Raw genomic sequence first — 23,962 nt, forward strand, 5'->3', positions numbered from 1 at the left:
GAACAGCGCAAAGGTCCAGCCCTGCCGCCCCACAACCGTCCCGGCTTTTCCGTCGCCCCGGTCCGGCGGGTGCTTTTCAAGGCCCGTCAATTGCGCTAGGCCTTTCGGCACAAGGCAAGAAGGGGCAGCCCGTGATGTTCAGACCGATCTCCGTTCTCGTGCTCTCGGCACTTGTGCTGACCAGCTGCGGCACCGTCCGCGAGTCGCGGATCAACCCCTTCAACTGGTTCGGCAACAGCGTCTCGCGCCCGGTTGCAGACGGCACCGCGGCCAACCCGCTGATCCCGCGCCGGAACAACAGCATCTTCCGGCGCAGCAAGGAAGACGCCGCCTATGCCGGCTCGCTGATCGGAGAGGTCTCGGAGCTTCTGGTCGAGCGGCGCCCGGGCGGGGCCGTGATCCGCGCCACCGGCGTGTCGGACATGCAGGGCCCCTTCGAGGTGCGGCTGGTCCCGGTCGCGGCAGAGACCGGCAACGGCGCGCTGACCTACGAGCTGCGCGGCGTGCAGGTGGTTGCCGCGCGCGGCAGCGACTGGTCGCGCACCCTGACCGCCGCCGTCTGGCTGACCGATGCCGAACTAGCCGAGGTCGGTGTCATCCAGGTCAAGGGCGCCCGGAACATCCGTTCCGTCCGGCGCTGAGGCCCCGGCCCGACCGCCCCACGTCATCGCGAAACACCACGCGCAAGCGGGCAATGGCGGCCTGTCCCCGGGACAGGTCCACCCCCTTTTGCCAGGCTACCCGAACGCGGCCCCGTCACGCCCGGGGCCACGCAGGCCTTAGTCCAGCTCGATGACCTTGACGTCGACACCCTTGGCGGTGAGGGCGATCCTGCCCTCGCAGAGCCGCAGGGCATCCTCTCCGAAGACCTCCCTGCGCCAGCCCTTCAGGGCCGCCACATCGCGTTCGCCTGCGGCGATGGCATCGAGGTCGGCGGCGGGCGCGATCAGCTTCGAGGCCACACCCGAGCTTTCGGTTTTGGCCTTCAGCAGCACCCGCAGAAGATCCGCCAGGGCCGGGTTCACCTGCAACTTGTCGCGGCTCTTGTCGATCTGCGGCAGGCCGTCCTTGGGACGTTCCTGCCCGGCCTTCACCGCGGCCAGGATACCGTCGGCTATATCGCCCTTGCGGGCTTCGCGCAGCAGCAGGCGGGACCGCCCGAGGTCCGCCATGTCGGCGGGCTTGGTCGAGGCCAGTTCGACCAGCGCATCGTCCTTGAACACGCGGTTGCGCGGTACGTTGCGGGTCTGGGCATGGGTTTCGCGGAAGGCGGCCAGTTCCTGCACGATGGCCGAGGAAGCGCGGCGAGTTGGACCGCGTCTTGATCCGCTTCCAGGCGTCCTCGGGATGGGTCACATAGGTCTCGGGATCGGTCAGCACCGCCAGTTCCTCGGCCACCCAGCGGTCGCGCCCGGTCTTTTCCAGCTGCGCGGCGAGATATTCGTAGATCTGCCGCAGGTGCGTCACATCGGCCAGCGCATAGGTCTTCTGCGCGTCGGTCAGCGGGCGCCGGGACCAGTCGGTGAAGCGCGAGCTTTTGTCGAGCTGCTGCTTGGCGATTTTGCGGACCAGCGTTTCGTAGCCGACCTGTTCGCCGAAGCCGCAGACCATGGCGGCCACCTGCGTGTCGAAAAGAGGCCGGGGGATCACGCCGTGGTCGATATGGAAGATTTCCAGATCCTGCCGCGCGGCGTGGAAGACCTTTACGATGCTCTCGTCCCGGAAGAGGTCCATCAGCGGATCCAGCGACAGCCCCTCGACCAGCGGATCGACCAGTACCGCATTCTCGTCGCCCTGCCCCGGAAGCGCCAGCTGCACGAGGCAGAGTTTGGAATAATAGGTCCGTTCGCGCAGGAATTCCGTGTCGACGGTGATATAGGGTTGGCCCTTGGCCTCCTCGCAGAAAGCCGCGAGGTCTTCGGTCGTCGTCAATGTCCGCATCGGTGCAGTCTTTTCTGTATTATCGTTGCTCGTAAAGTCACTCCGGCCCCGGGACCGACCATACAACAGCACGGGCGGAAATGGAAACCATGCCGCTAGAGCAGGACCGGAGTCCGGTCGCCGGCGGCAAACCGGCGCAGGACCGCCGGGTAAAGCCGGTGCTCCTCGACCAGCACCCGCGCGGCGAGGCTGTCCGGCGTGTCGCCCGGGTTCACAGCGATCCGGGCCTGCCCGAGGATCGGGCCCTCGTCCAGTTCCGGCGTCACCTCGTGCACCGTGCAGCCGTGTTCTGCATCGCCTGCCTCCAGCGCCCGGGCGTGGGTGTGCAGGCCGCGGTACTTGGGCAGCAGCGAGGGGTGGATATTCAGCATCCGTCCCCGCCAGGGAGTCACGAAAGAGGCGGTCAGCACCCGCATGAACCCGGCCAGGCACAGGATGTCCGGCGCCGCCTTGTCCAGTTCGGCGTTCAGAGCGGCCTCGGAAGGCCTCGCGGTCGCCGCCGAAAGGCCGGTGATCGACCACCGCCGTAGGGATGCCCCGCGCGGCGGCCTTGGCCAGCCCGCCCGCGTCGGCGTTGTTCGACAACACCAGGCAGGGCCGCGCCGGGTGGTCGCCGGTCATGTCGTCGACCAGCGAGACCATGTTGGACCCGCCACCCGAAATGAAGATGGCGACTCGCTTCACGAAAGCGCGCCCTCGTAGGTCACGCCCTGCCCTGCCGTCACGTGGCCCAGCCGCACCGGGGTTTCGCCCATCGCGGTCAGCGCCTCGGACAGCGCCTGCGCGCGGGCGGCATCGACCACGAGGATCATGCCGATGCCGCAGTTGAAGGTCTTGAGCATCTCGGCCTGATCCATGCCGCCGGTCTGGCGCAGCCAGCCGAAGACGGGCGGCAGGCTCCAGTGCGGACAGGTCGATGCTGGCGCCAAGGCCTTCCGGCAGCACGCGCGGCAGGTTTTCCGTCAGGCCGCCGCCCGTGATATGGGCCAGCCCGTGCACACCGCCCTGCCGGATCGCTTCGAGCGCCTGCTTGACGTAAAGCCGCGTGGGCGCCAGCAGGGCCGCGCCCAGCGTACCCTCCGCCCGGGGGCAATCGGCGTCCCAGCCAAGGCCCGAGACCTCGACCAGCTTGCGCACTAGGCTGTAGCCGTTGGAATGCACGCCCGACGAGGTCAGGCCGATCAGGACGTCGCCTTCCGCCACGCCCTCGGGCAGCGCGGTGCCGCGCTCCATCGCGCCGACGGCGAAACCGGCAAGGTCGAAGTCGCCCGCCGGGTACATGCCGGGCATCTCGGCGGTCTCGCCCCCGATCAGGGCGCAGCCCGACAGGACGCAGCCCTCGGCGATGCCCTCGATCACACGCGCGGCGGTGTCGGTATCCAGCTTGCCGGTGGCGAAGTAGTCGAGGAAGAACAGCGGCTCGGCACCCTGACAGACAAGGTCGTTGACGCACATGGCGACAAGGTCGATGCCCACGCCGTCGACGGTGCCGGTGTCGATGGCGATGCGCAGTTTGGTGCCCACGCCGTCGGTGGCCGCGACCAGAACGGGGTCGGTGTAGCCCGCATCCTTGAGGTCGAAGAGCGCGCCGAAGCCGCCCAGCCCCGCCATGACGCCCGAGCGGTTCGTGCGTTTGGCGGCGGGCTTTATCCGTTCCACCAAGGCGTTGCCCGCATCGATGTCCACCCCTGCCTCGGCATAGGTGATGCCGTTCTTGCCATCGCTCATGTCTGCGCTCCGCTTGGTTTGCGGCGCACTTACCGCAAGGGCGCAAAGAAGGGAAGCGCAGAGCGCCCCGCGGCACGATGCAAGAGCACAGGAAGCGCGGACATCAGCCGCTTGACCAGACCTGCCGCGCGCCGTAGTGACATCGCCACGGTGGGCCTGTAGCTCAATTGGTTAGAGCAGGGCGCTCATAACGCCTTGGTTGCGGGTTCAAGTCCTGCCGGGCCCACCAAAGTCTCAATTTTTCTATTATAAATCAACATCTTATAGGAAAAATGTGGACCACGATTTTTCGAAGCGGTCCAAGTCTTTTCAATGACTTGTATGCAAGGTGGACCACGCCGGGACTACCGCCCCCACCATTCCGCCAGCCCCGCCAGACCGCGGGTCAGGAAGCCCCTCACCCATCCCAGTCCAGCCCCTTCCCGGACTCGCGCGCGCCTTCCAGCGCATTGGCCCGCGGCGACCAGTACCGGCGCATATCCACAGCAGGCCCGCCCCTACAGCGACGACACCGCGCCCGCGCCAGTATCTCGGCGCGGGACAGCGACAGAACATTGTCAGGTGCCGGAACATCGGCCTCCGCGCCGCAGCAGGAGCATTTGAGCCAGAGCATGTGCATGACGCGGGCATATCACCGCGCCAGCAGCGCCGCCATCCGGCCCGTCATGCGCGCCCGCGCTACCCGATCGCCCGCGCCTCAGCCTAGACCTGCAGCCCCGGTCACCGGATACCAGATCCGCTCCTGGTTAACCGCAGTAGCGCGCGCGCCGGATCCGCGACTTGGCCGCTGGTGTCTCTAGGTGGCGATAGCGGCCCCCAGAATGCCGCCTGCAGTCCAAGGCATGACCCGCAGCGATAACCGCCGCACCAATGTCCTGCCCGTCCGCAAAGCAGACGCCAACCCAGCGGTCGTAGGTTCGGTCACCGTTCAGATCACAGGTGATCGACCGGCCCCGTAGATAGTTGACCATCCAGCGCTTTGCATCGCGGCCCGCACGGGTCTTGAGCTCGGGCGCGTCCACGCCATTCAGTCGCACCGGGGTCCCGTCCACGACGATAGTGTCGGCGTCCCGGACGTGGAGGGACTGCGCAACAGCCTGGACCGGCAGCGCGAGACAGATGATGATGATCAAGGAGCGCATTGCTTCCCTCTCCAACTCTCAGAACATGATGAGCAGCGGGTCGGCATGCAGCCACCACCGCCCGTGGAAATCGCTATGACCCGCGCCGAGGCCCCAGCCGGTAAGAAAGCAAACCGTCGCCGCGCTCGCTGAACTCCCAGACCTTCAACTCTCCATCAGGCGTGCACTGATCTCGGCCATTAAGGACCGCGTTTTTTTGGCCTCGTCCTGAGCAAAACGAAAGTCGTCATTCGATTGGAACGCCTTCTCATGCATCAGCTCTCGCCTCAACGCCCTGAAGTCCTTTACCCGCAACAAGAGCGCCTCATCACTTACACCTAACTCAACCAACTTACCTTCGTATGTCTTGGTGTCGTGTTTCTTCGCGAGGGATTTACCTAAACGCTCAACCATTACCAAATGCAACTTTGCGTCCAGCCACATAGCAGAGAATGCTATCGAGATCAGAGCCGCTTTGAACTCTGACTGAGCTGGGTCTAGAGCGAAAATCCACCCCTCGCCATCGGGTCGCGACTGCCTGAACCTCTTGCGCGCAGCTTCGATTTCAGCAAATTGCTCTTCTGCTATCTTCTCGAATAGGTCCGCATTTGAATGAACCCCGGACATTCTACTCCCCCTACCGACACCAATCCACACGCCGCCCCGGCCGCCACACGGCAGCAAGAACCCGCCTTCTCAGAACATCTCAAGCTGCAGCGCCGCTATCACCGTACCTTGGCGCGGCGGGCGATTGCTCACCCTGCGCCGCTCAGCGTAAACGCAAACCGGACTCCAGTCGCGACTGGATAAAAGATCCGTGGCAGGTCACGGAGGCTATTTGGTCTAAGGGCGATGCATGCGGTCGATGAGGTAGTGCAAGCAGAGCATGGTGACGGTAAGCAGGCTCGCAAGAAGCCAAGTATATCCGCTCCACCATATCGCCTTCAAGATCACCTCAAGAAATTCATTTGTGCGAGCAGCGAACTTTACGGATGCTGATGCCGACCCCAATATGTACACCACAATGGAAAGGAAGGCGCAGTACCCCAATAGAATTGAAAGGAATCGTCGTCGCGTGATGGGGGAGAACTCGGCTCCTCCCCTCTCCTTGATTCTTGGAGCGTTTCCAGCCATTACTGAATTCAGGCTCTCATTTGGAAAGCTCGTTACAGCTGCCAGCGCGGCTATGTAGAAACCAATAAGCACACCCATAAGCGTCGTAGCATTTGCTATCGCCGCGTCGAGGTCTATTTCGAATATTGTCCTTGATAGAACCCAATACGATACCACGAGAAAAACCGCAAAGATGCTCGGGTATTTGTATTGAAAATACTCGAGATCTGCACTGCGCAAGCGGAAAAACGAAAACGCCGTTAACAATTTCTTGAAGTTTGCGACAAACTTTATGTAACCCCTGCGCATCAAGCTCCTCCAGCTCCATTGCCGATTGTGCGCATCTTCTGAAGTATGTCTGCACGGATGCCATCGTGCCGCTGCGTGAGAGGAACCTCGAATCCGCTCATGAATTCGTTGAGCACGACCGCGCTTTGCAGTGCTTCGTTCGCGGCTGCTTCGGCTTCCTGAGCCTCAGGGGAAATCGGAACAGTCCTTATCTGGCCGTCTTCGGACTTTATCCGAACCAGAAGCTGCCTGCTATCCTGCTCGACTGCATCCCATCCGCGGATGTAGTCGATACCGCGCCGCATCAGAGTACGTGCGCCGCCACCGTCAAGCGTGCGCTTGATCGTCCACTTTACCTCGCTGATAGTCTCGCGGACGAGTGGGTCTTCATCAACACCGCCCTCTTGCACCTCGTGGCCGACAAACTGGACGTCCATTACTGTGCCGGTGGTCATCGCTTCCTGCACGGTCTTCGATTGAAATCCCGCAAGGTCAGCGGTCGCACGGTACTCTTTTTCCGTGCCGTCTTCGTCCGCTTTCTTGAGACTCGCAGGCATCGCGAGAACCCATTTCATGAACGCTTCAAGGGTTGTAAAATTTATTCCCGGAACCTTTTCGACGAGGATAAGGTGCCTTCCGACCGCGTCAGCCACCTTCCTGACAAGGACATGCGAGCAGAAGTGGCCGCCTTCGCTATCGGTCTTTCCGCCATCTCGCGAGTCTCCCGTAACGAAGTCGATATAGGCCATGTCACTGACAGTCTTGTCGCCAGTTTGGAAAAGAAGGTGGTAGTAGTCTCCGCATTCCTGCACCGGTGAGCACCACATTCGGCGGTTATTGTTCTGGTACGAACGCTGCCCTGCCGGCGTCCCTTCGAGAGCGCGGAGGGCTTCGATGAGTTCGGCCAAAGTTACAGTGGGTGCGCCAAGAGGAGCGCGCTTTTCATTTTGTAGCTTCAGTTTTCCAATCGTAACCCAGCGAAAGGTGGATGAAAGAGCCATTCTAGATAATCGTTCCATACTGTTCGAGATCTTGGGACACCATGCAATGTAATGGTTACGATTCTCCAGAAAATTATTGGAGCCATTCTTGCACACGGAAAGTGTGGTGAGCCAAACGAGTTTGGAGACGAGCAACGTTGGTGGCGGTAGTGTTCGACAGATGCCGGCTAGGGAGAAATTAGCGCCTCGAACCGCCAGATTTCGCGAGAAAGTAGGTTCGAAAATCCACCCTTCAGGTCCACCGCATCGCTTGTGTCTGCGGTACGATTACATCTCCGAACCCACATTGAAGGTCGATTCTCCGCCCGTGTCGACCGGCGAAGAAGCTAGCAATACCCCCGCCCTTCCGGGCGGGGATCTGATCACGCCGGGACAGCCACACCAACGCGGGCCATAGCCTCGCGGTAGTAGCGGACCGCGATCCGGTCGAGCACGCCGTCGCCGGGCACCAGCGCCTCGATGGCATCGGGCACCGACTGCTGTGCGTGGTAGATCGCGTGGGCCTTGATCATGTCCAGCCCGGCCTCCGGCCCCTCGGCAAGCGCCGCCTCGACGCCGGACTGGATGGCCGAGTGCAGGGCGCGCCGGTGCTTCTCTTCGAATGCGATACCCGTGGCCGCCTGGAAGGCGCCCGCGGCACGGTTGATGATGATCGTGAGAAGGATGCCGAAGAGCGAGATCAGCGCGGTTTGCAGCTCGGGCATAGCGAGCAGTGAGGTGAGCCATTCCATGGCCATATCCTTTCAGGGGAGAGCGGCACGAAGCCGCGGTAAGGGCGAGCCATGCCCGCCAGTCGGTGATGAAGTTCATTTGCCCGCGAGCGCGCGATCGGCAGCGTCGCGGATCTCAGCCAGCCGCCAGCGCAGCTTGGTCGCCGGATCAACGTCGGGCGACGGCAGCGGGCCGGAGAGCCACTTGGCCACGTTGAAACCCGGGCATGCCTTGGCCGCGAAATCGTTGTGGCCGCTAATCTTGAGGCCCGGCCCGTAGGTTCCGTCGAGCTCGGCCAGAAGCGCGCGCAGCGCGGCGTCCTGCGCCTCGGTGAAGTGCTCCGTGAAGTCATCAGTCTCGGCGCTGCCATGGCCGCCGAAGAGCGAGACCCCGATGGTCCCGCTGTTGTGGCCCCGGACATGCGCCCCGGTGCGCTCAATCGGGCGCCCCGTCGCCACTGTGCCATCCCGGTCGATCAGGAAGTGATAGCCGATATCAGACCAGCCGTTGTCGTCCATGTGCCAGCGTTTGACCTCTGCCACCTTGGCACTGGTCGGATAGCCATTCATCCAGTCAGGACGTGTGGCCGTGGCGTGAACGATGATTTCTGAGATGGTGCGCATGACGATCTCCCATGCAAAAAGGCCCCGCAGGCGGGGCGTGGTGGATGAAATGTCCGGGTGGGTCAGCTGGCCGGAAGCAGCCGGTACGGGAGGCCTTCGGTGCGGTCCTCCAGGGGCCCATCCCCGTCAGAACCGGGGCAGCGATAGGTCAGCGTGAGGTAGACGACGATGCGCCCGGGGCGCAGGATCTCCGGCGGCACCATCTCGACACGCAGGCGCTGCGTATTGGTGTCGATCTGGCGACTGACCGGGCCGCGCCGCGCCCGCTCACCGGGCGTCGGGATGTTCAGCTCGTCGGTGAAGATGGGCACCCAGTCGATCAGGCGGCACCCCTCCCCCAGCCTGGTCCGCGAAATGACGAGGATCATCACCACGTTGTCGCCCTGCGTCACCGGCTCCTGGATGTAGCTCAGCCCTTCCGGCTGCCGGATCACGCGATCCTCGCCGTTGGCGCGGGCCACATCCGCCTGCAGCTGCTGGACCGTCACCTCAAGACGCCGGAAGTCGTCCACGAAGTCCGAGGCCATGTCGTAGATGTCCCGGAGCGGGCCAAAGGTCAGCCCCCAGATCAGGCTGCCCCCGCCGAATATCGCCGCGATGGCTCCCATGATCTTCCCGGCCTCGATCAGGCGCCCGCTTCTGCTCTTGGGGAACTGGTCTCCCGTCATGTTTCTATCTCCCATTCGGCCTCCGATGGTCCGGGGTCATGAAAAAGCCCGGCGCGATGGCCGGGCGATGGTCAGCGGCAGCGGAACGGGGAAACCGCCAGCCACGCGGAAATGCGGCTGACCGGGCGATGGCACCCGGTCAGCTCTCTGTGGGCGCTTACGCGGGCCAGCGGGTGTCGGCGGTGTAGTCAGCCGGGATATCGCCGCTGTCCACCATGGCCCAGCTGGCGGCCATGACCGACTCGACCCAAGCAATGCCGGCGGTGGCCATCTCGATCATCTCGGCAGGGCTGAGCGAGTGGATGACGTTCGCAGCATCGCGGAAGGTCAGCGGAGAGGTGTCATTCGCCGCCGCCCGCATGTTCGCGATCTGTAGCAGTGCCGTGATGGTCGCCTGATCCTGCGGCCTGCCCTGCATCGGGATGCTGCCGAAGGTCAGGAGGAAGGTCGCGCCCTCCGCAAGGCGCCGCTCGCGCTCGGCATAGAGCCCGGCCTTGCGCCGCTCTTGCTGCTCTGCGGCCAGGTCCGCAGGCGTCTTGATCGTCATGGAAAAGGTCACTGCTGCGCCTCCTGTTTGCGGGTCACCGGGTCGGGCACCGGGCCACTGGCGATGGTCATGACGGGATGCGTCGGCCCCTGATGGTCCTCGGCGGTCGCCGGGTCATAGGCCCAGGCGACAGCACAGGCGATCTCCCCGCCAGTCCGCGTGATCGGGCCGGAGAACGGATGGTCTCCCTCGGGCCACGCCTCGCCGCCTTCCGGGACGGCGGACAGGTCGTAGACCGTGCCGTCGACGGTCAGCGCATCGCCGGAGACGGATGCGATTGTCTCGGGGACGCCAGGCAGTGCGGCTTGCAGGTGTGCGGTGATTTTCATTCGAGATGCCCCTTAGTACCAGCGACCGATTGCAGTCAGATGAACGCTTGCGCTTGTTTCCGAGGCAGCGCTGTAAGCCCGCATATCGTCTGCGCTCGTGCTTCGGCCCCCGTAGGGGGACGTAGCAACAAGCCCAGACGGGCGAAGGACGCTACCGAAAACATGGGGTCCGTTTGTCGCCCCCTCCGAAGAAAGCCGCCGGAAAGACCCAGCTCAAAGCCGCGCTACGGTAAAGCGCTCCGTAAGCCGTATCGATGTTGATGCCGGTCAACTGGCCCCGGCAAATCTGCATCCCATCCGCGAACCGCACGAATTCGCCGTTCCCGTTGCTGCCCTGCTGCGAGTCCAGCCTCCGCCATGGATCCCAGACGCCAGATGTGGCGGTGCGATGCGCAACCAGCTGATTGTTCGAGTTGACCCAGGTCTGCAGAATGGCGGTCGAGGCCTGACGCTCGATACGCAGAAACGCGAAGTTGCTCGCCCCGTCGGGGCGCGTCCCGGAAGTTGCCGTTTGCACCCCGTATACCCCAGTGGGCGTATCGAAAGCATCCAGATCGGGGATCCAGGACACACCACCCCCCAAGGCGCCCCAGCCAAACCCGCCCACCAGTTGCACCCGGCCCGGAGTGGTGTCCAGCGGGCCGCTCTGCACGGTCTTGCCCGCCGCGTTGCCATAGTTCGCCAGCGCCATGACACCCTGCCCGGTGAAATACGGCAGCTTGTTCGCCGCGCCGTTCAGCGCCGCCAACGAGGAAATGTTGCCGCTCCCGAGATCCTGCACAATGCGGTTCATGGCGGGCAGCGCGCGACCCGTTTCGCTGATCGTGTAGATGTCGTAATCGGCGCCCGAGACCGCCCCGCCGGGCCAGCCACGGGCGAGGGTCAGGGCCGTGTTGCTGGTCACCGACGCGATCCGGGCCATCATGCCCCCGACCACCAGCAGATCGCCCGGCTGCACGTTCAGCGACAGCCAGGTCGTGCCCACCCCTGTGACAGAGGTGCTGCCCGCACCAATTGATACCGTGCCGCCGGTGAAGACGCCATCAAGAGCCATGTCGGCCTCCGTTTTTGGATTGTTTCAACTGCTAGATTTCAGGGTCGGCCACGGTGACCGTGAAACCCCGGTAGATGTCGAAGCCCGCCCCTGAGCTTGAGCCAATGTCGTGTCGAACTCTGGACAGCTGGAAAGCCGTGCCGGTCCAGGCGAACCTTATGAAGTTCATCCATCCATTCCCGGCCAGCCTGTGGCCCGACCAGTTCAGGGAGGTAGAGACGAAAGGGTTCGTCAGCGGCTCTCTCGGGGTGTAGGTCTTCACCGCGTTGTTTTCCAAGACGTCCTCGATGTCCGAGGGTGGAACCACGAAGAAGTCACGGACGCGCGTGTTTTCATAACGGCTGTCGTACAGGATGCCCCCTTCTGGGCTGTTGATCACCAGCCCGTAATCTTCCGTCGGGGCAGGAAGGCCTTGGTACGACGCCACGAAATACCGCACGGGGTCCAGCGGCGAGCCCGGTCCCATTTCCGGCACGCAGATCCCCGAGACGATACGCCCGTAGGCGCCCGGCGTTTTGTCGTACCAGAACATGGTTGAATAGACGAAGCCGTTCGGCGGGACTTCGAAAAAGACCACATCCGACAGCGCCGTGGCCCCGGAATGCGGCACCAACTGCGCATTATGGCCCGGGGTGTACATGCCTGCTTCAGGCCCTGTGGAAGCCCAGTGCCAATGCCTGTTCATGTACGCATTCAGGGCGCCGGACAAATAGTCGTTTTTGTCGAACGCGTGGGCCAGCGGATACCAAGAGGCTAGAGACCCCGTGGGGCTCACGTTGGGCCAGCAGCCCACCACGGTTCGGTCGCTACCCGAGTGCTGAAAACAGACCCCTTTCTCTTTTACGAAAAGGCAGCGTCCGTCCCGGAAAACGTTGTCGCCGAACTTGTTGTAAACCTGAAGCCCGTGCGTCATGAGAAATGGTACAGGTTGACGGTGAGCACCTGGTCCACGCCCGTATTGTTGTTTGAGGTGGGCTTGGTGTACGTCAGGGTGCCCTCGTTGAAATTCACGGTCGGCACGTCCAGAACATTGGGCGCGTAGTGGTGCGCGAAATCCGGGTGCCCCGTCCGTTCCGCGTGGTACACGATTTCTATGGTGCCCACGGCTTCATCGAAATAGACGCCGCTTTCGGAGCCGTCCAAGTACTCGTCGAATACATGACTCGACAGATACCGGAACGTGGTCAGCCCCTCCTCTGTCGAGATCTGCACGGTGCCATCCGCGCGCCGTATCTCCAGCCCCTGTGCCATCAGCTGAGGTCCCCCAGTTTCACGCGGACGTTGCCCGCGTTGTCGTAGACGACGACGCCATTGTCGCTGATCTCGGTGCGTTCTCCGGCGGGTGATGTTCTGAACGTGCCGATGGTCGCAGCGGTGGCCGACAGATCCCGGATAAACGCGTAGTCCATGTAGACCTTTCCGCCATCGACCACGAAGGGGACCGCCACGTTCGCCCCGTTGTTGTCGGCAATAGCGAACCGCTCCGCATCGACCACAACCCTGTTGGGTTCGCCAGTGCGCGCTTCTAGATAGATTGCCGCCTCGTCGCTGGTGCCATCGTCGAGAATGGTGGCCAGCAAACCAATTCGGGACAAGGCGCCGTGCTGGTCCACGTTGTTGGTGACGCGGAAATACCCGTTTGCGGACACGCGCCCAACAGCCGCCGAGGTCGCAACCAGTGCTTCCGCGTTCGCCGTGATGTCATCCCCTTGCTGGCTGACCGTGCCGCTCAGGGACGTCAGCGCCGCAGCGCTGGCCTTGTCGGCCAAGGCAGCGTTGATCGCGGTGATCGCATTCGAGTTCGCCGCGATATCCTCGCCCTGCTGGCTGACCGTGCCACTCAGGGCGGCCAGCGCCGAGGTGCTGGCCTTGCCGGGCAGGGCCGCGTTGATCAAGTTGATCGCGTCGGTGTTCGCCGTGATGTCTTCGCCCTGCTGCGTGACTGTGCCCGACAGGGCGGTCAACGCCGCAGCGCTGGCCTTGCCCGGCAGTGCCGCGTTGATCGCCGTGATCGCGTTCGAGTTCGCCGCGATATCCTCGCCCTGCTGGCTGACCGTGCCACTCAGGGCGGCCAGCGCCGAGGTGCTGGCTTTGCCGGGCAAGGCCGCGTTGATCAAGTTGATCGCGTCGGTGTTCGCCGTGATGTCCTCGCCCCGCTGCGTGACCGTGGCCGTCAGGCTATCCAACACCGAGGCGCTGGCCTTTCCCTCGACCTCGACGCCCAGCAGCGCCACAGCCTCGGCCACCACCGCGACCTGGCCGTCCGTCGCGTCGATGCGAGTGTTCAGGGACTGCTCGGCGGATGCCGTGTAGTCGCGCAGGGAACGGCGGGCCTCTTCCTCCCGTACCGCCGCCTCTGTCGCCTCCGCTTCCAGCAGGCTCAGGGCGGCCCGCACAGAGCGGATTGCCTCGGACTGGACACGCTGCGATCCGTCTCCGGTGGCAACCGTGGTGGACAGGACATCCAGCGCGTCCGCCAGCGCCCCCAGACCGGTGGTCGGGTCGTCCACCTTGGACTGCAACGCGCTCACGGCGTTGCTGTTCGACAGCACCCCGTCCTCAGTGACGCCGACACGGGCATCAAGCCCGCCGACAGCCGAGGCCAGCCCGGACGCCTCACCCTCGGCGTCCGTCATGCGGGCCTCTAGGGCCACGATATCCGAGGCGTTGGCGTTGTCGCCGTCGCTGATGACCTGCCGCAGCGCGTCCAGATCGGCGGAGGACGCCCCGGGCGCTGGCCGCCCCATGGCGATCCAGTCGACGTCCACCGTACCGGTCACCAGATCCAACCGGATTTGATCGACGGTGCCGGTCCAGGGCACAGTAACCGTGACCAGCGCCACGTCGTCGGTCCACGTCGGCTCAGGGATCGACACGCTGTCCCAGCCGGACGCCGCGTTCCATTCCAGCGTCCCGGTCCATGTCGGTGTCCCGGTGCGCACCAGCCGCATCCGCAGTTGCGAGTATCGCGCCGCGTCGAACGCTAGTCCCGTGGGCGAGTGCAGCGTGTCAGTCGCCCGCAGGAACCCGCCTGCCTGCCAGGCTCCCCCGGTCCAGCCTTCGGTGTCGGCATCGAAGTGCCAGATTTCCGCGGCATCGAACTGGGTGGCCGATCCGACCGACAGCGCGGCGATGGTCGCTGCCAGCGCGTTGTCGCCATCCACCCGCGCCTGGTCGATGCTGGTGATGGAGGCCGACAACGCGCCTGTCTCTGCCTCAAGACCCACAATGCGAAGCACCGCCGCCAGATCCTCGTCGGCCAGCGTGACGATCTGCTCTTCGAAGAAAGCCCGCGCATCCTCCAGCGTGGCGGTCAGGGTGCGCCGGATTTCCTCTCGGGCGGCATGATCGCCCGCCGCCAGCTCGACAACCTCGGACTGCAGGTCATGGACAGCATCCCGAAGACCGCGCCAGCGATCTGCCAGCGCCGCCGCGTCGGCGATCCGCTGCGCCGCCTCGTCGGCAATCGCCTGAGCGCGCGCCGCTGCCTCGGCGGTCAGGCCGTCCTCAAGCGCCGCCAGATCGCCGCCCAGGTCGGTGACGCCGTCGGTGATCCATTGGTTCAACGTGGTGACGCTGTCGCGGATGTCGTCCGCAAAGTCCGCAGTCGAGAGACGCAGGTCAGGCGTGGTCACCGGCAGCCAGGCCGACCAGCTGCGCAGGTCCGGGGCGCCGGTCACGAAGCTGGCGCGGATCTCGTAATCGACATCCGGCAGCACCCCGTCCGCGAGGGTGATCACGCGCTCCGAAGCATCGGCAAACAGGCCCTGAGGGATCACCTCGCCGGTCGCGGCCACGCGCAGCTGCCAGGTCACCCGGAGGGTGCGGTTGGCCGGCGCCACCAGGACAGGCGGATCGCCGCGCGCCGGGCGATGCCGCTGGCGTCCTGGATGCTGTCCGGCACGACAGAGGCAACGATCGTCGGCGGCGCAGGGGCGGCTGTCGTCGCCGTGACCTGCGTGGGGGCGGCAAACCAGCCGCGCGTCTTCCCAGCCCGACCAACGGTCCGGGCCTCGACCAGATAGCTTGCACCCTCCTCCAGCGCGCCGGTCAGCAGGTTATACTCACCCGCCGGCACGGACTCGCCGTAGGTCCGGGGCGTCTCATCCTCGCCAGCCTCACGCCACCGCAGCTGCACGGTGACCCCGTCGAGGTCCGCGCGGGACGCAATGGGCGCGAGCTGCACGGCAATGCGCGGGCGGACCGACAGATCCGGCAGAACGATCTGGGTCAGCTGCGACGAACGGGCCGCCGTGATCACCGGCGCGGGCGGCAGGTCCGATGCCGGGGGACGCGGGTTGGTGATGACCGGATCATAGGGCGGGATTACAGAGGCCGCGTCCAGCACATGCGGCGCCGCGTCCACCACCTCGATCAGCGCGGTCTCGTCCTGCTCCGGGCGCACCGCCATCACCAGCATGTCGGCGCTGCGCTGCTCAGTCTCTTCGATGGCGACGAGGTCGTCCACGTCGATGTCCCCCTCGACCACCCCAACGGACGGGGTCCAGACGCGCATGTGCGGGTCCACCGGTGAGGCCGCAGCGAAGGCATGGATGCCAGCGGTCACATTGCGCACCACCAGCCGGAAGCTGGCCTGTTCGAGGTCGAACACATCATCCAGCGTGATGCTGGTGACGAGGCCATTCTCGATGGTCAGCGCCTTCACGCGCGCTTCCCCCACGCCGATCAGGGGCACGTCATGCACCAGCCGGATCCGGTCGCCCTGCTGGATGTGGATGCTTTCCCAGTCAGCCTTGAAGGAGTGGGTCTCCGGGCGGTGCAGCGCGGTGGCGAGGTGATAGCGGCCAAGGCGATAGGTGTTGCCCTCGTCTTCATCCTCGGCGGTCACCACCGTGCCGGGCAGCTGCAGCGTCTCCAGCTCGGTGGCGGTCTGGCGCGTGTAGCCGTCCTTCAGCACCAGCACCTCATCCTCCTGCCAGTCCAGGCGTTCGGAGCGGACCATGCAGCGGAAGCCGTGGATCTCGCGCGGGAAGGTCAGCTTGGAGCGGTAATCCCAGCTGTTGCGTGGCGTGAACACCTGGCGCACCGGCCCCGCCGCCCCGTCCCGCACAACGCTGTAGCGCAGATCGGCCAGCGTGCGCCGCCCGCGCCCCGCGGCGCAGATGATGTCGAGAACGTCCGCAAGCTGCGTGGCCGTATCCACCACGTAATCGCAGGTCCAATGCGGTTCTTCCGTGGCCCAGGCATGCAGCGCGGCGAGATCGATCCGGTCATCGGTGACCGGGCGGCGCAGGTGCGGACCCCGCAGCGCCTGCGCGTAGAGCCATGCCGGATGCCGCACCGGGCGCGGCTCGGTCCATTGCAGGTTGCTGTCCAGCTCCGGCGCCAGCTGCTGCACGATGGCGTTGAGACTGTCGATGCGCCCGTTGAGCTGCTCGTTGGCCCGGATGCGGAACGCCACCTCGGCAATGCCCGCGTGACTCGGCAGCTTGCCGTCGCGAATGGACCGGATCGCGGTGAGCGTGGCGCTGTTGACGTCGCCCACATCCTGATCGATGCCATTGGTGCGCGTGATCCGGATGGCGTATTCGTCCGGCGCCGGGAAGGCGATCTCGCGGGTCACCCGGTACAGGCTGACGTATTTGCCCGACCATTCGGTTTCGCCGAGGTCCACCCAGTCCTCCTCAACGAGGCCGCCTTCCGTGCGCTGGTACTCGAAGCGGAACCGCGCACGGTGGCTGCTGAGGTCACCGTCGAACGTGCTGTTGTAGAGACCCTGCGGAAACGTCAGATCAACAGCCGCCGAAACCGTCTCCTGGCGGGTGTACTTGATGACGGGATCATTTTCCTGCGGGACATCGCTATAGGCATCCTCGGCGACGTCATCCGAATAGAGGCGCATGACCTCACTGCCCTGCCGCCACCCGGCAGCCGGAACTTGATAGGTCGCCGAGGCCCGGGTGACCGTCATGCCCTCGGACTCCGGGCGCATGAACGGCAGGGTGGTGGTCTCCTCATAGAGCCGCCGCTTGTTGGTGATCCGAACGCGCCAGCGGCGCGCGACCCCATCGGAAAAGCCGTCCGCCTGGAACTCCTGCCCTGTGGTGATGTCGGTATAGGTCGCGACCGTGGTCCATCCGGGAACACCCGCCTCGGCCACCTCGACCACAAACGAATAGACAGTGCCGTGCCGCAGCGCGGTCGGCTCGACCGCGATCACCGCCGACCGAGCCGCCTGCGCGGGCTGGAACTCATAGAGGTCACCGACTCCGGACAGCAGTTTCCGGGGCACATGCTCCTCTTCGGTGCGCGGCTTCACCAGGTCCGCCAGCTGCGGCATGTTCGCGAGTGTCCGCGCCTCGTCGACATTCAGGAACTCCAGCTCGACGCCGTCGTATTCCCAGATCGGCGTCGAGCCGATGCGCAGATCTTCAAGGACCAACCCCGTCGGCCCGCACCACCCGAAGGTCGCGCGGACGCGATAGTAGATGTCCCGGCCCACCGTCTCCGAGAACCCGGTGGCGGTCAGCGGCGGGAACATGCGGTGACGACCAAGCACATAGGGATAGACCCCGTACCTGTTGATCGCGTTGCCGGTGCCGGTGATCGCGTAGTTCTCCGGGTCACGCGTTCCGCCCTGCTGTGCCGGCGGGATCAGGCTGTTGATCGCCAGCGATCCGACCACGGTGATGGCGGCCACCGTGAGGGCGTATGAGAGAGTACCGGCGGCCCCGATAATGCCAGCCGAGCCCAACGCCCCCGCCGCCCAGGTCGCAGCAGACGGCAGCGCCGCCGAGGCGATCATCCCGATCAGCGCCCCGCCCTCCTGCGGCGGCCAGAAGGCTTCAACGCGCGTGCCGATGGTCGGGCGGGTCCCGGCCCACATGTCGAGTGGGACAATCGACATGTTCACGCCACGGATCAGGAGCACCACCGGCGGGCCATAGCGGCGCATGTCCAGATCCATCCGCCCCACAGCCTCGGCCACGGTGGTCCCGGCAGGCACATAGGCCGAAAACGGGTCGCGGCGCAGCGGGTGACGGTTGCCCGCCACCTCGATCATGGTCTGATCATCCAGCAATTCGATGAGACTCCTTCGAGACGGCCACCCCAGAAGGGGCCGCGCCACCGCTCGATGCGGCTGCAATGGTCGATGTCATCAAGGGTGTGCAGCATGTCCTGATCGCTCAGGGCATAGCCAAGGTGCAGCGGGCGCCCCCGCATCGTGAACAGCAGGGCATCGCCCTCCTGGGCGCGCTCTACCGAGATGAAGTCGGTGCGGTAGCGATCCACCACCCCGAGGCGCACCGCCCCGACCATGTCGCAGGCCGGGTCCGGGATCTCGCGCCCGAACCGCAAGCGCTGTAACGCCAACCAGAGCCCGAGGCAGTCGAACGCCTCCGGCCCCCGCCCCCGCTCCGCGTAAGGCAGGCCGATCCAGTTGTCGGTCCACATGAGGGCTTTCCGTGTTCGTGGTGATGGGGTGAGCGTTCAGCAGCCCGTGGGCTTCGGGCGCATCCCGTACCGGCTGTGCATCTCCCCATCCCGGATGAGCGCCGAGGCGATCGGGTGGGCACCATCCGACAGCAGCATGACGCCGCCGTCCGCGGTCTTCCAATTATGCTTCCCGAAAACATGGACATGGGGCCGCTCCGGCTCTTGCTCGGCAGTGCCTTCCGCCGTGGCCGCATCTTTCCCGCCCGTGAGCTGGGGGACGAAGCGGATATTCATGCCACCATCGGATGTCCGGCTGGCTTCCACGAAATGCCCGCCCGGCGGCTCGATACTGACAAGCGTGTCAACAGGCGCAGCCTGCACATCGCCGCGCTCCTCCCGCAGGATCTGCAACCACAGAGCGGCGGCGAGATCGGCATCATGGCCGGGGCGCTGGACATAGCCACGCAGGTAGGCGGCAGCCTCTTTCGCGTATTCAGCTTTCATGGGTGTTCTCCTCAATCAATGCCTCTATCGCATCAACGCTGTCGGCAACGTCTTCCAAGGCCGATGCCTCAGCCTTGGTACCCACCTCGCCTTCGAGCATCCTCAACCGGGTTTGGAGATAGGACACCATCGCCTCAAGCTGGGCCACCCGATGTACAACCGCCCTATGGACAGACTCATTGACTTCCTGAGCGGTGATTTTCGGTCCGTCGTTCATGGGGGTCTCCTTCAGAACAGCGCCGGGGTGTTGCCCGGCGTCATGGTGAGCCAGCCGAACTGCTCCTCAAGCACAGGCTCAAGGGTCATGGTTCCGCTGATGGTGAGTGCGTTGTACTCGACGCCGTAGATCTGAACCTCGAACGGCCCCCGCTCGATCACGTCCGGGGTTGAGGTCAGCACCCAGGCCACCCGCGCGTAGATCTCGCCCGTGACACTGCGCAGCTGCGGGATCAGCTCGCGGGTCACGTTCTGCGCCTCCCATTTGAGGACCGGCAGCACGCCCTCTTCGCTCTCTGGCAAGGTGAGCGTGAAGGGGAACGGGTGATAGGTCTCTCCGCCGTGAACCAGCGGCTCGCCGTTGCTGACGAGGCAGACAGGCGCCTCCCAGTGCGGGATGGGTCAGCCGCAAAATCGTGGTCAGGACCTCGGGGCTCTCCTGCGCGTAGATTGCCGTGCGCAGGCGCGTGCTGATCTCATGCGTCATGGCAGGATCTCCAGGGTGGCAGTGACTTCACGGCGGACACCACGCGGCTCCACCGAATAGCCCCCGACGAACCGGAACGTGCGCTCAAGCCCGTCGAGCGGATCCGTGGCCGTGAAGGACAGGACGCCCTCCCCCAGATCCTCGCGGAAGAAGGTCTCGAAGACATCGAGCTGCGCCAAGGTGATCTGCGACATCCGTCCCCGGCGCGGCATCGGCGCCGAGGACGAACGCCGCCGCACCTTGGCGGGGCCCTTGCTCATCTGCGTGCGGATGACGTCCGGCTCCACATCCCGGCGCGCGCCGCGCGAGGACTGGAAGAAAGGCAGGCCGACGGGCCATGCTGGCATATCAGGATCCTTTCGGTAGTGGGCGGCCGCCCCAGCGCTGACGCATTGCGCTGTCCATGCTGCCGCTGGCGAGTTCGTTCCGCATGACCTGCCGAACCATGCGGATGTTCATGCCCCCCTCGGGCGTCCGGGTGACCTCGGCGGTTTCGCCGGGGAGCGTTTCGATGTTGATAGGCATGTTGATGACCGGATCGACAGACATGGCGACGGAGCGAGGCCCAGCCGACTGTCTGATCTTGTGATGCGGGATCACCTGAGAGCCGGACGGCAGATTGACCAGCTCGCGTCCCCGTTCACCGACCCATGCAAGTCCACCAGGCGCGCTGTCAGTCCCATTCGCAAATCCGGGCAAGTTGCCTGCGCTGGCGAATGGCGTGATCATCGCATTGCCAAGCCAGTCCGACACTCCGGAAAACAGTAGGTTTCCGACCTGGTCGAGCATCATGTCGGTGATCTTTTGAAGAATAGTCATCACACCCTCGCCGAACGTCTTGGCGCCAGACAGCACCTCCTTGAAGGTGCCGGTGAAGCTCTGGCGCAAGGTTTCGGACGCGGATCTGGCTTTCTGCTCAACCTCTGACAGCTTGTCCTTGAGCTTCTCCGCGCCCGACGCGGCCCCGCCGCCGCCGGACTTGCCACCACCCTCGGCCCCCGCCAACGCCTCATCAAGACGGGCGGCGGTACCGCAGCAGCACTGTCCGCATCCTCGGTGGCGCCGATGACCGCCTGCCGCATCGCACTGGAGACTATCGAGCGGGGCGCGCATGCCGGAGGAAAGAGCCCGCTGCCCCTCGATCATGTTGCCGTAGGCGTCGTTGAGTTCTACTCATCGTCTTCCCGAGAGACGCCATCGCCGCCTCGGCGTTACCGCCCTCGAAGCCCATGAACTCGCCAATCTTCGTGCTGGCAATCCCGTCCGAGGAGCCGCCCCCAGTCGGTTGCCATGTTACCGACCATCACGGCCCAGTCATAGCGGATGTCGTTGAACACGATCTTCAGCGCGGTGGTGAGCCACTCACCCCCGAGTTTGATGCGCTCCCAAACCTCGACCGCCACGTCGCGCATCAGCGACATGGCCTCGCCGAAGCCACCCGCTGCCGTCACCAGTCGCAAGAACTGGTAGACAAGCTCGCCCGCCCCAACGACCAACGCCCCGATCCCGGTTCGGATCAGGGCCCCGCGCAGCACGAGAAGCGTACCCGACAGAGTCGCCGTCGCCAGCCGCGCCGCCACCAGCGCGCCCACATAGCGCACCCCGAAGGCAGCGGCAGCCGTAGCCACGTAGGTCGACAGCCGCACCACGTTGTCGGCGATCGCATCGAGGACACCACGCAGCAGGCCACCCTCGCGCAGACTGTCGGTCATCGCTTCGGCAAGCCGCCCCATGGCCGGCACCAGCGCCAGGGCAAGCTGCTGGCCCGCGTACTGGCTTATATAGCCAAGCCGCCCGATCCGGTCGTTGGCCTGCTCGATGCTACCCGCCTCGACGGCGCTCAGCGCGAGGCCGTAGTCCTCAACGTCCGCCCGCGCCCGGCGGATCGCGTCACCGCCACCGATCATCAGCAGCGCCATCTCGCGGTTGCGCACGCCGAGATCGCGCAGCACCGCCGTTGCCTCGCCAGCCGACAGGCCAAGCGCCGCCACCCGATCGGCAATCCGCGCCACCTTCTCGTCGGCGTCGATCCCGGCTAGCTCCCCCGCAGTGAGGCCAAGCCGCTCGAGCGCCCGGGCGCCGTTGCCGCTGGTGCCGATGTTGGCAATCTCGCGGTTCATGGACTGGATGTCGTTAGCCACGGCGGTTACCGGCACGCCCGCCTCGCCTGCCGCCGTCTCCAACGCCCGGAAGGCGCCGATGGACGCATCGAGTCGCCGCGCGGCCTTGGCGGTGCGATCGATTTCGGACGCTCCCTTGAGCGCCGCCGCCGACAGGGCCGCGCCGAAGGCAGAAGCCGCCGCCGACACCGCGAGGAACTGCGTCCGCATGGCCTTGATCGCGGGCGAGACGCGCTTTGCCCCGCCCATGAAATTCGCACTGTCGAGGCCGAGATTGACCCGCAGCGCCCCAATCACCGATTGCGCCATCTAATTGGTTTCCTTGCTCGGAATTGAAGGCAGAGCTAGCATCTCTGCAGACTGCAATTGAAAGGACGCTGCATGCGCACCGCACTGTTGATCATTCTTGCCGCGACCCCGGCCGCCGCCTTCGACTTGGGGGTCGACTACAGCACCCGCGATGGGTGCTTGCGCGAGCTCTCTCAGGTCATGCGTGCAGGCAGCTTTGGCTTGGATCACGAAGCCCTTTACGCTGCCGAGTATGAGACAGTCCCAAGCGCACTGGCAGAGCAGCGTGAAAGCCTGATTGCTGCCAGAATGGCCTTGATGAAGGCCATGCAGAATCGCATTGATGCGCAAATCGTCCTATGCGAGAGCTACCCTCCCGAGTAGGGCTCGGCGCCCCAAGCTGTGGCCATCATGTTAAAGGCTGCCTGCAGATCCTCAGGCGATTGTGGGCCGGTATCGCGCCCGTCCATGAACTCCGCAAAACCCATGAGCTTGTCCTGGCGCAGCAGTGCCGCCGCATGCCAGGCCACCCACGCCCGGCCCTGCTGCTCGGCCTGAAGGCGGTCCCGCGCGCCCTGCATGTGCCGTGCGTAGGCATGCAGCGACAGTTCCCAGAATCCCGAAGGATCAAGCCCCGCCGCCACGTAAGCCTGCAGCAGATCGCCCACCATAAGGGGATCGCGGCGCGTCACTTTCCCGGCGGTGTTCCCACAATGCCTGCCGAAGAATCTGGAGAGCTTGCTTGGAAAAGCCGCGCCAGCACGCCCGGCTCTTCCGACAGGATGTCCCCGGCGATGCGGCGGCCAGCCTCTTCGTGGTGACGATAGAGGGTGCAATGCACCATGGTGATCATGTCGCCAATCTTGGCCTTTCCAGCCTCTGCGGTCTCGGCCCAGTCAAGCGCCGAAAGGCCGGTGTCATCCTCGAAGGCCGCGAAGGCGTTCATGTCCATACGCAGCTTGTAGGAGATACCATCAGCACTCGCCGAGATCTCGCCCTTGAATCGCCCGCTCACGCCGACACCGCCGGCAGCAGTACAGGCTTGCCCGAGGGACGCAGCGTCGCGGTGCCGCGCATGGCACCGTTGGTAAGCTCGCCCGGCTCATAGGCAGTGAAGAAGCCCGTGAACTGCATGCGAACGCCGTTCGGCGCGGTGATCTGGTAGTTGCCGGTATCGGCCTCGAATGCAGCGATCATCGGGTCGGTGGCCGAGGGCGTCCAGTTGAACTCGATCTCAACCGGCGTCGCTTCCTTCATCGCGGCGATGAACTCCTTGTAGCCGTCTGGGCTTTGCAGGTGTGTCACCTCTTCTTCGTCGCGCGAGAAGCCCACCGGCTTGATCCGCACCACCTCAGCAGTGTCAAGGTATTCACCCTCGGTCTCTGTCCCGATACCGAATTTCGACTTGTAGCCGGTCTTGGCCTTGCTTCTCGTCATGTCTCTGAACTCCAGTTGGTGAAAAAGTCTGCGGAGGCCCGCCAAGGCCGGTCCGCGTCGTTGGTGCCACCCGCGCGATCGACGCGTCGAGCCGTCTTCGAAGATGCTGTCGAACCCGCCCCCACGGTGTCCGTGCAGCAGTCGATGCACCGCCCGGCGCAGCCGGATCGCGGCCCCGAGATCACCGGCCCGGGCATCGACCTGGACGCGCCCGGTCTCGAGCCCGTCACCGCCTTGGAGTGTCGCGCCCTCCGAGGCGTCGATGAGATGCAGCACAAGCACCGGCAGCGCCCCGCCCTGCGGTCGCGCGCCCCAATGCACCCCGCCGGGGGCAAGAGCGGCGATGCCGGGATCCGCGCGCAGGAGTGCGCGAAGCTCTTCTTCCATG

Annotated in this window: 26 protein-coding genes, 1 tRNA gene and 3 pseudogenes; 3 read left to right on the top strand and 27 right to left on the bottom strand. The window is 64.9% G+C overall.

Going from position 1 to position 23,962, the window contains the following annotated elements:
* Nucleotides 1-134: 134 nt before the first annotated feature.
* Nucleotides 135-641 (top strand): hypothetical protein, encoded by a 507-nt coding sequence (locus tag ABFB10_RS19410; RefSeq protein ID WP_347167747.1) that lies wholly within the window; start codon nucleotides 135-137, stop codon nucleotides 639-641.
* Between the two features lie 138 nt (nucleotides 642-779).
* Here ABFB10_RS19410 and rnd read toward each other — a convergent pair.
* The 3 pseudogenes from rnd to purM form a co-directional block, all read right to left on the bottom strand.
* Nucleotides 780-1,941, bottom strand: a pseudogene (gene rnd / locus ABFB10_RS19415) (ribonuclease D).
* A 95-nt stretch (nucleotides 1,942-2,036) separates the two neighbouring features.
* Nucleotides 2,037-2,625 (bottom strand): annotated as a pseudogene (gene purN / locus ABFB10_RS19420) (phosphoribosylglycinamide formyltransferase).
* Nucleotides 2,622-3,669, bottom strand: a pseudogene (purM, locus tag ABFB10_RS19425) (phosphoribosylformylglycinamidine cyclo-ligase). Before purM ends, purN begins: the two co-directional pseudogenes overlap by 4 nt.
* Before the next feature lie 152 nt (nucleotides 3,670-3,821).
* On the opposite strand from purM, the gene ABFB10_RS19430 reads away from it, so the two are divergent.
* A tRNA-Ile gene (locus tag ABFB10_RS19430) sits at nucleotides 3,822-3,898 on the top strand.
* Nucleotides 3,899-4,415: 517 nt separating this feature from the next.
* Here ABFB10_RS19430 and ABFB10_RS19435 read toward each other — a convergent pair.
* The 21 genes from ABFB10_RS19435 to ABFB10_RS19535 form a co-directional block, all read right to left on the bottom strand.
* Complete coding sequence (locus tag ABFB10_RS19435; protein ID WP_430523033.1) at nucleotides 4,416-4,811, bottom strand: thermonuclease family protein; 396 nt, start codon at nucleotides 4,809-4,811, stop codon at nucleotides 4,416-4,418.
* A 144-nt stretch (nucleotides 4,812-4,955) separates the two neighbouring features.
* Nucleotides 4,956-5,417, bottom strand: coding sequence for a hypothetical protein (locus ABFB10_RS19440; protein ID WP_347167749.1), 462 nt, complete (start codon nucleotides 5,415-5,417; stop codon nucleotides 4,956-4,958).
* 216 nt (nucleotides 5,418-5,633) lie between these two features.
* The gene (locus tag ABFB10_RS19445; RefSeq protein ID WP_347167750.1) at nucleotides 5,634-6,212 is read right to left on the bottom strand and encodes a hypothetical protein; all 579 of its coding nucleotides are present in this window, start codon (nucleotides 6,210-6,212) and stop codon (nucleotides 5,634-5,636) included.
* Nucleotides 6,212-7,192 carry a hypothetical protein gene (locus tag ABFB10_RS19450; RefSeq protein ID WP_347167751.1) on the bottom strand — a complete coding sequence of 327 codons (981 nt, stop codon included), beginning with the start codon at nucleotides 7,190-7,192 and terminating at the stop codon, nucleotides 6,212-6,214. The genes ABFB10_RS19445 and ABFB10_RS19450 overlap by 1 nt, the downstream gene beginning before the upstream one ends.
* Before the next feature lie 362 nt (nucleotides 7,193-7,554).
* A complete protein-coding gene (locus ABFB10_RS19455) occupies nucleotides 7,555-7,923 on the bottom strand; it encodes a hypothetical protein (protein ID WP_347167753.1) in 369 nt (122 codons plus the stop codon).
* 75 nt (nucleotides 7,924-7,998) lie between these two features.
* On the bottom strand, nucleotides 7,999-8,526 hold the full coding sequence (locus ABFB10_RS19460) for an N-acetylmuramoyl-L-alanine amidase (protein ID WP_347167754.1): 528 nt from the start codon (nucleotides 8,524-8,526) through the stop codon (nucleotides 7,999-8,001).
* Between the two features lie 62 nt (nucleotides 8,527-8,588).
* A complete protein-coding gene (locus ABFB10_RS19465) occupies nucleotides 8,589-9,194 on the bottom strand; it encodes a hypothetical protein (RefSeq protein ID WP_347167755.1) in 606 nt (201 codons plus the stop codon).
* Nucleotides 9,195-9,351: 157 nt separating this feature from the next.
* Complete coding sequence (locus ABFB10_RS19470) at nucleotides 9,352-9,753, bottom strand: DUF4376 domain-containing protein (protein WP_347167756.1); 402 nt, start codon at nucleotides 9,751-9,753, stop codon at nucleotides 9,352-9,354.
* Nucleotides 9,750-10,070 carry a hypothetical protein gene (locus ABFB10_RS19475; protein WP_347167757.1) on the bottom strand — a complete coding sequence of 107 codons (321 nt, stop codon included), beginning with the start codon at nucleotides 10,068-10,070 and terminating at the stop codon, nucleotides 9,750-9,752. Before ABFB10_RS19475 ends, ABFB10_RS19470 begins: the two co-directional genes overlap by 4 nt.
* Before the next feature lie 151 nt (nucleotides 10,071-10,221).
* Entirely contained in the window at nucleotides 10,222-11,124 is a 903-nt protein-coding gene (locus tag ABFB10_RS19480; protein ID WP_347167758.1) for a pyocin knob domain-containing protein, read from the bottom strand.
* Between the two features lie 31 nt (nucleotides 11,125-11,155).
* Nucleotides 11,156-12,037 (bottom strand): hypothetical protein, encoded by an 882-nt coding sequence (locus ABFB10_RS19485; protein ID WP_347167760.1) that lies wholly within the window; start codon nucleotides 12,035-12,037, stop codon nucleotides 11,156-11,158.
* Nucleotides 12,034-12,375 (bottom strand): hypothetical protein, encoded by a 342-nt coding sequence (locus ABFB10_RS19490; RefSeq protein ID WP_347167761.1) that lies wholly within the window; start codon nucleotides 12,373-12,375, stop codon nucleotides 12,034-12,036. The genes ABFB10_RS19485 and ABFB10_RS19490 overlap by 4 nt, the downstream gene beginning before the upstream one ends.
* The gene (locus ABFB10_RS19495; protein ID WP_347167762.1) at nucleotides 12,375-14,939 is read right to left on the bottom strand and encodes a phage tail tip fiber protein; all 2,565 of its coding nucleotides are present in this window, start codon (nucleotides 14,937-14,939) and stop codon (nucleotides 12,375-12,377) included. Before ABFB10_RS19495 ends, ABFB10_RS19490 begins: the two co-directional genes overlap by 1 nt.
* A complete protein-coding gene (gene gpJ / locus ABFB10_RS19500) occupies nucleotides 14,936-18,166 on the bottom strand; it encodes a TipJ family phage tail tip protein (RefSeq protein WP_347167763.1) in 3,231 nt (1,076 codons plus the stop codon). The genes ABFB10_RS19495 and gpJ overlap by 4 nt, the downstream gene beginning before the upstream one ends.
* The gene (locus tag ABFB10_RS19505) at nucleotides 18,145-18,540 is read right to left on the bottom strand and encodes an NlpC/P60 family protein (RefSeq protein ID WP_347167764.1); all 396 of its coding nucleotides are present in this window, start codon (nucleotides 18,538-18,540) and stop codon (nucleotides 18,145-18,147) included. The genes gpJ and ABFB10_RS19505 overlap by 22 nt, the downstream gene beginning before the upstream one ends.
* 36 nt (nucleotides 18,541-18,576) lie before the next feature.
* Nucleotides 18,577-19,026 (bottom strand): hypothetical protein, encoded by a 450-nt coding sequence (locus ABFB10_RS19510; protein ID WP_347167765.1) that lies wholly within the window; start codon nucleotides 19,024-19,026, stop codon nucleotides 18,577-18,579.
* The gene (locus ABFB10_RS19515; protein WP_347167766.1) at nucleotides 19,016-19,243 is read right to left on the bottom strand and encodes a hypothetical protein; all 228 of its coding nucleotides are present in this window, start codon (nucleotides 19,241-19,243) and stop codon (nucleotides 19,016-19,018) included. The genes ABFB10_RS19510 and ABFB10_RS19515 overlap by 11 nt, the downstream gene beginning before the upstream one ends.
* 11 nt (nucleotides 19,244-19,254) lie before the next feature.
* A complete protein-coding gene (locus ABFB10_RS19520; protein ID WP_347168072.1) occupies nucleotides 19,255-19,641 on the bottom strand; it encodes a DUF1833 family protein in 387 nt (128 codons plus the stop codon).
* 84 nt (nucleotides 19,642-19,725) lie between these two features.
* The gene (locus ABFB10_RS19525; protein WP_347167767.1) at nucleotides 19,726-20,076 is read right to left on the bottom strand and encodes a hypothetical protein; all 351 of its coding nucleotides are present in this window, start codon (nucleotides 20,074-20,076) and stop codon (nucleotides 19,726-19,728) included.
* 1 nt (nucleotide 20,077) lies between these two features.
* The gene (locus ABFB10_RS19530; RefSeq protein WP_347167768.1) at nucleotides 20,078-20,875 is read right to left on the bottom strand and encodes a hypothetical protein; all 798 of its coding nucleotides are present in this window, start codon (nucleotides 20,873-20,875) and stop codon (nucleotides 20,078-20,080) included.
* Between the two features lie 65 nt (nucleotides 20,876-20,940).
* On the bottom strand, nucleotides 20,941-22,158 hold the full coding sequence (locus ABFB10_RS19535) for a hypothetical protein (RefSeq protein ID WP_347167769.1): 1,218 nt from the start codon (nucleotides 22,156-22,158) through the stop codon (nucleotides 20,941-20,943).
* A gap of 72 nt (nucleotides 22,159-22,230) precedes the next feature.
* Between ABFB10_RS19535 and ABFB10_RS19540 the strand changes: the two genes are divergently transcribed.
* A complete protein-coding gene (locus ABFB10_RS19540; RefSeq protein ID WP_347167770.1) occupies nucleotides 22,231-22,521 on the top strand; it encodes a hypothetical protein in 291 nt (96 codons plus the stop codon).
* On the opposite strand, the gene ABFB10_RS19545 is transcribed toward ABFB10_RS19540, so the two are convergent.
* The 3 genes from ABFB10_RS19545 to gp17 are packed head-to-tail and all read right to left on the bottom strand — an operon-like array spanning nucleotide 22,506 to nucleotide 23,961.
* Complete coding sequence (locus ABFB10_RS19545) at nucleotides 22,506-22,808, bottom strand: hypothetical protein (RefSeq protein WP_347167771.1); 303 nt, start codon at nucleotides 22,806-22,808, stop codon at nucleotides 22,506-22,508. The genes ABFB10_RS19540 and ABFB10_RS19545 overlap by 16 nt on opposite strands.
* Nucleotides 22,809-22,825: 17 nt before the next feature.
* Nucleotides 22,826-23,152, bottom strand: a complete 327-nt coding sequence (locus ABFB10_RS19550; RefSeq protein WP_347167772.1) for a hypothetical protein — start codon at nucleotides 23,150-23,152, stop codon at nucleotides 22,826-22,828.
* Nucleotides 23,149-23,961 (bottom strand): tail completion protein gp17, encoded by an 813-nt coding sequence (gene gp17 / locus ABFB10_RS19555; protein WP_347167773.1) that lies wholly within the window; start codon nucleotides 23,959-23,961, stop codon nucleotides 23,149-23,151. The genes ABFB10_RS19550 and gp17 overlap by 4 nt, the downstream gene beginning before the upstream one ends.
* Nucleotide 23,962 lies beyond the last annotated feature (1 nt).

The organism is Ponticoccus litoralis (assembly GCF_039769985.1).
GTDB classification, from domain to species: domain Bacteria; phylum Pseudomonadota; class Alphaproteobacteria; order Rhodobacterales; family Rhodobacteraceae; genus Ponticoccus; species Ponticoccus litoralis.